This is a genomic window from Acinetobacter sp. A2 (genome assembly GCF_012371325.1).
Classification (GTDB): domain Bacteria; phylum Pseudomonadota; class Gammaproteobacteria; order Pseudomonadales; family Moraxellaceae; genus Acinetobacter.
On record NZ_JAAZQX010000058.1, the window covers coordinates 1 to 4,223 of the forward strand.

Genomic DNA, 4,223 nt, shown 5'->3' on the forward strand with positions numbered 1-4,223 from the left:
CGTATAACCACCATTATGTTAAATGGAAGCCAAAGACCTCCAAAAAAATTGATATAGCATTAATATCTATGTAAGCGTCTGCTGAAATCCATCGCTATTTTTTATTTTAGTTGAATTTCGTATACGTCATTTTTAAGTCTATAAAATCTAAATTCTGGATAAATTAAACCTATAACAAATAAAATAGAAAAACTAATCCAAAAGAATAAAGCCATCATTCGTACTTGTTCTTCACTCCAGTTTGCTTCCATATCTAAAAAAAAGATACTTTTCCATCCTTTTATATAATCTGCTCCACCCCATGAAATAATCCACTTACAAACCAAGCTAAGACTTAAATAAATTAATATCCATAGAGGAGTAGACATTCCTTATCTCCTAGTGACTCACATCCATGATTTAGATCATACTTCATTGGTTACCTATTTACGTTTAATTTCTTTTTGATCTGTTATTTATTTAAAAAGAGAAAAAATCGACTCTAATCTATCTTGTAGCTTTCCTAAAATTAACATAATACACGTTATACGAAACGTGTTATAATTTACCTTGAAATTCATATACTTATTTCAAAGTTTATAGCCCATCTTCCCCAAGGTGGGCTTTTTTTATGACTTTTCACGTTCCACGCCTATTATTTAAGCAATGTTCCACGCTTTTGTTTAGCCAAAAACAATAATGACCGCATTTGATTCGGGCCAATTTCAGCCTTCCTGGACTGAAATAATGGCCCAAATAAAATGCGGTCTCAGAGGAAGATAAATATCAAAAAGAAGATCACAGCCAAGCAACCGAATCCGATTGCTAAAGCCCGCCATAAATCCTTCTGTTTTGCGTTATTTCGGCTTTCATGCAGTAAGCGCGATATTTCCCTAAGTTGATGCTCAGAATTGCTTAAATCGCTTTTTAGACGCTTTGAGAGCATCTGTAGTTGGTTTCTTTCTTGGAGAAACTTTTGCCGTTCCTGCGTGAGTTGCTCAATTTTTTCTTGGTCTTGGTGAATGACAGGTGTTTCTTTTTCGGCAAGTTGTTTTTCTAGAGCCTGTTTTTCGTTTTTTAAGGAATTAATCGTCAGTTCAATTTGCTTAATTTTTTGATTGGATAGTCGATGATTTTGCTTCAGTTTTTCATATTCTCCTTTGATCTGAGAGAGTTCAGTCTCAAGCTGTGTAATTTGGTCATGTGCTTGCTCAAGAGGTTCTTCGGCTCTTTCTGCACGTCTTTCAAGCATTAGAACAGTTTGGAATAGTTCGTCATTTTTCTGCTCTAGCTCTGCAATCTTCCACTTTGAATTGTGCAGTCCCTTGTAACGTAAAAGGTCTTCTATGCGTGCATCGCCATCTAAAAACTTGTTTTCTAAAATCCGATTACGTTCTTTTAGGTTTGTATTTGCGATTTCTAGCTTCACTTCACGCTCAGCCATACGATCTAAGCGACGTTTTAGATTTTGTATTTCATTGTTGAGGTGCGTAATACGATCCCTCTGCCGATCAACTTTGTTGACCAGTGAGGTCTTGGTTTTTAAGGTCGATGATTCATTCTCTGCAAATTCTTTCAAATAGTGACTTAAGAGTGATTCATTTAGCTCAAACGGCATTTTTAGCTCTTTTTTGAGTGATTCAATGATGGAGTTATAGGTCAGTCCATCATTTTTCAGGCGTAGGATGTCGTCTAAATGGTTTCTGAGCCATTTTTTTTTATTGAAAGCTGTTTTTTTTTTGATCACTTGAAAACCTTAATTTTGTTGACGCTCTAAAATCGGTTGAAAACCGATTTTTTTAGGACACACCATACGCACCTTGTAGGATGCCAATAAAAATAAATAGAATCACACTAAATATAAATACCTGATAAATATAAAAATAGTAAATATATTTTATGTAAATATCGCAAAAACTCGTAAATTAATTTTAAGTGATTGATTCTTTGTATATGAGATTTTTCAAGGAGTTTATAAGGAATTAATTTTTAGGCAGAAATAAAAAAAGCCACTTGTAAAACAAGTGGCTTTTCCCATATATTCAGCGGTACGCAGTTATTTGATGGTGAGACATCGAATAACGAAGATCATAAGGTTTGGCGACCGTTATGATTTCACACAAGGCTTGTACCTGAGCTCTATTTTCACAATAAAAAGTGTTTAGTTCAAGCCCAAAAATGATAAGTCTTCGTTAATTAAATGTTTTCGCTCAGCAAATAAGCATCTCTAATCGAGTTTTGCCAGCTTCTGCGTGTCCGTTTTATACGGTTGGCATGTGGTGTGGGTGGAAGGATTAAGCGACGCTAGCGCACCACAGCGATTGTTTTAGGGATATAAGAAACTAAAGCAAGAGTTGCTACTAGGGGAAATCGACAAAGCAACAACGTGATGAGTAGTTCAGGGATGCTTTAAATTGTATGTTGGGGAAACCCTCGCAGAGATAAGCAAACTGAATGGTTTGAGAACGTGTCGATGCGGTGTGTGAATCGTAATCTCAGCCTATGTAGGAAAGCACAATTACCTACTGTCGTGGACGACCGATGCGTGGCTCCGTCAGCCCAAATTGGTATTCGGCAATACTTTAAGAGCAAGCAATTTTTTGCAGGCTCTTAGGGTGAGTATTGCCGAAACTCACTCAACGTTCACCATCAGCCCAGAGGGCTTGCCCGAAGGCTATGGGAACTTGAGTGAGTTAAGAGCATTAATGTTTTGAGATTTTCTATGTTTATATTTGAGAGACCTGTTGTTCCATCATCTTTTGCTTTAAGGGGGAAGCAAAATTTTATTTCATTTGATGATTTTATTGGCTTATATCAAAAATTTATTCGGTTTAGTTATCAAGGAAATAAAGGGATTGGTTTTTGTAAAGCAATTACGCTTAGTGATGATCCTGAGTTAGTAATTTACTCAGTTGAGCATGAGAAAAAATTTAGAGCATGGATGTTAAGAGATTTTGATTTTATTGAGTTGATAGAAATTTAGTGAACCAAGATTGCTTTTTAGAGTTACATAAGAATTTCGCATAAGAGATTTTATGTTAAATAAGACTATTAAGATCAGTTATAATTATCCAATAAGTGATTAAAAATAATAAGGTAATTTATGTCTACATGGGTGTGGGTACTTATTTATTTGGCAGTTAGCTTAATGTTCAAATGGATTATTTCATGGGGTGGAGCTGATTATATTAAAGGCTGGAAGAGTATCTTTTTCTTAGATATGGAATCAAGCTCATGGAATGAAGAACAGCTTAGAGCTATGGCTTTGTTTCTATGGATAGCATTTACCATTCTTTTTATTATAGGTTTAATTTACCCCGAATTTAGATTCTATAAGCTTAAAAATAGTTTGTAAAAAACGGAGCTTAAGCTCCGTTTTTATGGGTGATTTTTTAAATCATTCAGCATTGCATCACGTAAAATCTTATTCATACGTGTCTGATAGCCTTTGCCTTGTGCTTTTAGCCATTGCATGACATCTGCATCAATGCGTACTGTAGTCACTTGTTTAGTTGGCTTATAAAACGGATTTTGGACAGCATTTTTCCAAAAGCTTTCATCAAGTTCAGGAATGTCGGAAAAGTCTATTTCACTGTCTGCGCGTTTAGCCAGAGCTTCAAGTCTTGCCTTTTGTTCTTCAGACAAAACAGGAGGTTTATTCAAATCTACTTTGTACGTAACGGTTTTGCTCATACTGTTTCCTCTCTTTTTTCTCTGCCTGTCGTGCCGAAATAATGCGGATATGATCCATCCCATTATGGTCTTGTACTGTGTGGGCCACCAATAAAACAGCTTGCCCATGTACCATACCTATCGCTTGCCAACGATATTCACCATTTTCAAAGCGATCCTGTTTATATAAGGCATGAGCATCGTAAAAAACCAATGTCGCATCTTCAAAAGCTATACCATGCTTTTTAAGGTTTATTTCTGCTTTATGCTCATCCCATGAAAACTCAATTTCCATAGTTGCATCGCTTTTTGTTAATATAAAAATGTTAATACAAAATTGTAAATTTTGCAAAGTTCTTCCATTTTTTATTGGCAAAAGCTTACAGAATCGAACATAAAAAAGCCGACTTGTTTCAAAATCGACTTTTTGCTGATTTCTTAGCCATGACTAAATTTTTAAGTCATTGATATTTATACTAATATACAAGTGTATTGCGTATAACCACCATTATGTTAAATGGAAGCCAAAGACCTCCAAAAAAATTGATATAGCATTAATATCTATGTAAGCG

Annotated in this window: 6 protein-coding genes; 2 read left to right on the forward strand and 4 right to left on the reverse strand. The window is 35.2% G+C overall.

The window, feature by feature from the left end; translation table 11 throughout:
* Positions 1-101: 101 nt before the first annotated feature.
* Together HHA43_RS13005 and HHA43_RS13010 are read right to left on the reverse strand one after the other, a co-directional pair.
* Positions 102-368, reverse strand: a complete 267-nt coding sequence (locus HHA43_RS13005) for a hypothetical protein (RefSeq protein WP_151205510.1) — start codon at positions 366-368, stop codon at positions 102-104.
* Between the two features lie 380 nt (positions 369-748).
* On the reverse strand, positions 749-1,726 hold the full coding sequence (locus tag HHA43_RS13010; RefSeq protein WP_168369452.1) for a hypothetical protein: 978 nt from the start codon (positions 1,724-1,726) through the stop codon (positions 749-751).
* Positions 1,727-2,701: 975 nt separating this feature from the next.
* Here HHA43_RS13010 and HHA43_RS13015 point away from each other — a divergent pair.
* Together HHA43_RS13015 and HHA43_RS13020 are read left to right on the forward strand one after the other, a co-directional pair.
* Positions 2,702-2,962, forward strand: a complete 261-nt coding sequence (locus HHA43_RS13015) for a hypothetical protein (RefSeq protein ID WP_171525740.1) — start codon at positions 2,702-2,704, stop codon at positions 2,960-2,962.
* Between the two features lie 120 nt (positions 2,963-3,082).
* Entirely contained in the window at positions 3,083-3,334 is a 252-nt protein-coding gene (locus tag HHA43_RS13020) for a hypothetical protein (RefSeq protein WP_004969151.1), read from the forward strand.
* 23 nt (positions 3,335-3,357) lie between these two features.
* On the opposite strand, the gene HHA43_RS13025 is transcribed toward HHA43_RS13020, so the two are convergent.
* Positions 3,358-3,672 (reverse strand): BrnA antitoxin family protein, encoded by a 315-nt coding sequence (locus HHA43_RS13025; protein ID WP_096902543.1) that lies wholly within the window; start codon positions 3,670-3,672, stop codon positions 3,358-3,360.
* Entirely contained in the window at positions 3,635-3,946 is a 312-nt protein-coding gene (locus HHA43_RS13030; RefSeq protein ID WP_096902542.1) for a BrnT family toxin, read from the reverse strand. The genes HHA43_RS13025 and HHA43_RS13030 overlap by 38 nt, the downstream gene beginning before the upstream one ends.
* Between the last annotated feature and the right edge of the window lie 277 nt (positions 3,947-4,223).

Bases quoted from the DNA above. Each gene is read 5' to 3' on its own strand.
- HHA43_RS13025 (WP_096902543.1), bottom strand. From the start codon at position 3,672: ATGAGCAAAACCGTTACGTACAAAGTAGATTTGAATAAACCTCCTGTT.
- HHA43_RS13030 (WP_096902542.1), bottom strand. From the start codon at position 3,946: ATGGAAATTGAGTTTTCATGGGATGAGCATAAAGCAGAAATAAACCTT.
- HHA43_RS13005 (WP_151205510.1), bottom strand. From the start codon at position 368: ATGTCTACTCCTCTATGGATATTAATTTATTTAAGTCTTAGCTTGGTT.
- HHA43_RS13015 (WP_171525740.1), top strand. From the start codon at position 2,702: ATGTTTATATTTGAGAGACCTGTTGTTCCATCATCTTTTGCTTTAAGG.
- HHA43_RS13020 (WP_004969151.1), top strand. From the start codon at position 3,083: ATGTCTACATGGGTGTGGGTACTTATTTATTTGGCAGTTAGCTTAATG.